Origin of the sequence: Pedobacter frigidisoli, from assembly GCF_032678525.1 — a bacterium.
In the GTDB taxonomy this organism is placed as follows: Bacteria; Bacteroidota; Bacteroidia; order Sphingobacteriales; family Sphingobacteriaceae; genus Pedobacter; species Pedobacter frigidisoli_A.
Genome location: NZ_JAVTSE010000015.1, coordinates 1 through 4167 on the forward strand (window position 1 = coordinate 1; position 4167 = coordinate 4167).

Genomic DNA, 4167 nt, shown 5'->3' on the forward strand with positions numbered 1-4167 from the left:
GTCAGTAACTAACGCTAAAGTTGGAGCTGATGCAATCACTACAGATAAAATCAAAGATGGCGAAGTTAAAACTGCAGATGTTGCAGATAAGAATATTACAGCTTCCAAACTTGATGCCGGAACAGGAACAGCAGGCCGTTTGGCAATTGCTGACGCAACAGGTGCTGTAACTTATTCCAATACTATCCCGAGCGGATCAATTACTGGTGAAAATGTAACTGCAGGAAGCAATAAAGTAACCTTAGGGGGAACACCAGCAGGTGCTGCTCTAAAAGCTTTTTCGGTTGATGTTACCGAGGCCAACTTAACCTTGTCTAACATTGGAGGTAAAGTAACCAATAACCAGATAACAACGGGCACCGCAAACCAGATGTTAGTAACAAACGCTGCAGGAACAGCTACTGTATGGGTTGATAAATCAGCTGCAACCTCAGTAAGTAATGCATCTGTAGGAAATACTATTACAACCACTGTTAATGGTACAACAGGTACTGCCGTAAACATCATCAATACCAATGCGACGACTCTGGATGCTGCTAATAAACTGATCACCACAGTTAATGGTGTTGCAAGTACTCCGCTTGACATTTCCACAGCAGTTGTGGCCACTCAAAAGACGACGACGTTATCAAATGGCTTAAATACCACAGTAGCCGGAACGACTACAGGAAATGTGACAGATTACAAGGTGAACGTTGCTACTGCCAACGGTACTACTGCTGGTGTGGTGAAACAACTTTCGACCAGTCCGGTAACCATTAATAGCAATGGAGAACTGGGGCTGAATGCTAATAATGGTCTAACCGTGGCTAACAATAATGTACAATTAGGCGGAACCTTAAATCAGGCCACAACGGTAACCACAGGAACTAATTTATTGACTGTGGCAACAGGAGGCAACAATACCATGGCAGTTACAGGCTTACAAACCGGCGCCGTTACCGATCAGTTAGTAGTAGCTGATGCAAACGGAATATTAAAGCAAGTTAAAGCCGCTATGCCGAAATTCTTTTATATGCCTTCGGTAGTTATTCCAACGGCAGCTGATCAGTTTGTCGCTGAATCAGGTGTTACCGGCGAGTCTTTCGGAACAATGAACCTTTACGATCGCTATTCGAAGCAGTTTTTAACACCTTTAAAAAGCAGCCCTGGCGCCCCTGCATTGCCAATAATTGCTAAAACTGACCTGTATTATTATGTTACCTGGTACGATACCACAGTTTTTACAAATGTACAGGTGAGTGCAGCAGGTGTATTAACTTATACTGTGGTTCCAGGTGCTGATGTGACCGTTGGTTCTTTCATGAATATCGTTTTTGCTGTTAAATAAATCAACATGAGAAGACTATTCATATCATCGATAATAATTCTGGCAATGCTATATGCACAGAATGTTCAGGCTCAATGTTATCCTTTACAACCGAAAACGGCAACATTTGCAACAGGAGGTACCAGTCCCTATAAAAACCAGGTGCTTTGGCTTACCTGGGGTTCGACACTCGATAACATCACCGATAACCCCTATGGCAAGCACAACGTTGATCTAGCCGATGGCTCAGCATCCTATGCGTCTATTGATTTGGGTGGTGGAAGATATTTATGCTTACAGGCTGTAATTTCGAATTTAACAGGCAATGGTATTAAAAGTTATGCACCCGGAAATTTTGCCTACGATTCAATGGATGACAGGTATAATATCGGTGGTGTAGGAACAGCAAATAAATTGGTTAACGGTATCAGGAACGGTGTGAGTGGGGGGTTGGCGAGTTTCAGAATCACTTGTAAGGCGACATTGCAGGGTTCACCGGTAAAACTAACAGGTATGGTTTTGGGTGATGCCGAGTCTTTAGCGCCGTCAGAGTATTTTAATGCTACAGCCGATGGTGTCTGGAATATCGTGGAGCTACAAAAAAATCTTAATAATACAACGACTCCTTATGAGGTACGAAAAGTTAATGTAAGCTCAACTGCCCAGCGGTTTGAGTTTCTCAGAGGAAACGATGACAATACGGGCGCAGTATCATTTTTAACTTTCAATGAAACTGCCTTTACAGGTACCGATTATGCAGTAACTTTCGATGTAACATTAAAAGGGAGCGGTTTAACGGCTATTTCACTCGGCGTGTTGCCTCCGGGCGTAGATGGGGGAGACGCACCTGCCAGTTATGGCGCCCCATTACATGCAGTTGAAAAAGTTACCATTACTTCTGATGGTATCGCTGCCGGTACAGCCACTGCCACTGCAACCAATTTAAATACCGCTGCTTATACCCCTGGATCCCTGGTTGCTTCTACATCGGGTTACTTAGGTACTGTAGCACCGGATGTTGATGCCGGACCACTATATAGTAAGGATGCTATGGGTGATAACAACAACGGACCTGCTGGTGTATTGGAAGAAGATGCATGGCCAACAAAATATAAAAGCTTTTCTTACAAAGCCAGTTACATGCCCGGGAACATTATCGCAGCAACTATCCCCTACACAGGAACCTTTAATGGATATATTTCCGGTTGGATCGATTTCAACCAGAATGGAGTTTTTGAAGATAGTGAGCGGGTAACAGTTCCGGCGCTTCAGGGTGGTACTTCAGTTACTTTAACATGGACAGTGCCATTTTCCAGGATCATCAGAAGTACTTATGTACGTTTGAGGTACGGACGTAATTATACCGATTTATTGTCTCCTACCACTGCTACTCCAGGCGGAGAGGTAGAAGATCATAAAATCTTTATCCAGGGCCCAACCATAACCAATCCAATGCTTCCTTCAAAAGGGCGAAAAAATTAAATGCATTACATGAATTCGCCATATCAGAATCTAAGCTGTTTAGTTAAAAAACCGCTGTTTAAGTTAATGCTTTTTATTATCCCATTGTTTTTTGGTGGGATAAACAGCTATGCCCAAACCGGTGCAGGAAGCATGACAGTAGATAACTCTGCAGTAACCATTAACGCTGGAAGTACCGAAACCCGCTATACTGAGGGGTGTTATTTCGGTCCAAATGCCAATTGGGTAATTAATGGTGTTTTGGAAATTTACAGTAAAAATATCTGGATTGCACCAGGTGCTACTTTCAGTGGTACAGGCAAAATCATCATTTATAATCCTGGTGATAATCCTTACTATACCAGTATGTCTGCAGGTGCCACTGCAATAGATGGGAATAACAGCAACTTTATAAACCTCATTATTGAACACAGAAACAAAAATAACGTGATCCTGTCTGATGTTAAAGATCCGGGATACAATACAGTCAATCCTACTGGTGCGCTGGCTGCAACCCTAAATATAGGCGGTACGCTCGATCTGGCTGTAAACCGTGCTAACATTATTTTAAATGGAAACAACCTGGCCTTTAATGCCGCTGGTAAAATTACCAACTACAGCCGCGACCGGATGGTTGTAACGGGCAACAGTATCGCCGGTCATATGGTAAAAGAGTTTGATAGCAACACGGCTTTTGTATTTCCTGTAGGTATTGCAGAAGGCGATTATACTCCGGCAACTTTGCAGCCGCAATCGGCAGGTAAATTTTATGTCAGTGTGGAGGATTATTCTGCAGCGCGCTTGCCAGGAATTACCACCACACAGGGTATCGACAGGATGTGGAACATCTACTCTTCCGTACCTGTTCAAACAACAATTACACTGCAACATAACATCAGTACCGACGGTGCAAAATTTGTTGATGCATCGGCAACAATTGCCAAATATCTCGGCAGCTCCAATTGGGACCTTTTATCTGTTACTAATCCTTCAACCGGTGTGCACGTACGGACCAATGTGATGGTGGCTACCGATATGGCAGCAAACGGCGCCTTTTTTACCAAACATTCGGTTTCAGGCAATAGTTTATTTGTTCCTAACCTCTTTACGCCAAATGGCGATGGCATCAATGAAACCTTTGAAATAAGAGGCTTAAACCTGTTTGCACAAAACGATCTTGTAATCGTTAACAGATGGGGTAATCAGGTTTATAAATCAGATAATTATCAAAATAACTGGACAGGTGAGGGATTAAATGAGGGTACTTATTACTATGTACTTCGTGTGAAAGAAAATGCCACAGCGCCATGGCAGGTATTTAAAGGATATATAACTTTAATCAGGGCATTCAAAAATTAATTGTGGGGATGAGGAAATTATTATTGTTGGTGTTGAGT

3 protein-coding genes are annotated in these 4167 nt (G+C 42.7%); all 3 read left to right on the plus strand.

From position 1 onward, the window contains the following. The coding region (locus tag R2Q80_RS21835; RefSeq protein WP_316801642.1) for a hypothetical protein at positions 1–1330 on the plus strand (1330 nt) is incomplete at its 5' end. A gap of 6 nt (positions 1331–1336) precedes the next feature. Next, positions 1337–2791: a CshA/CshB family fibrillar adhesin-related protein gene (locus R2Q80_RS21840; protein WP_316801643.1), complete on the plus strand. Its 1455-nt coding sequence runs from the start codon at positions 1337–1339 to the stop codon at positions 2789–2791. 9 nt (positions 2792–2800) lie between these two features. Beyond that, the gene (locus tag R2Q80_RS21845) at positions 2801–4129 is read left to right on the plus strand and encodes a gliding motility-associated C-terminal domain-containing protein (RefSeq protein WP_316801644.1); all 1329 of its coding nucleotides are present in this window, start codon (positions 2801–2803) and stop codon (positions 4127–4129) included. Positions 4130–4167 lie beyond the last annotated feature (38 nt).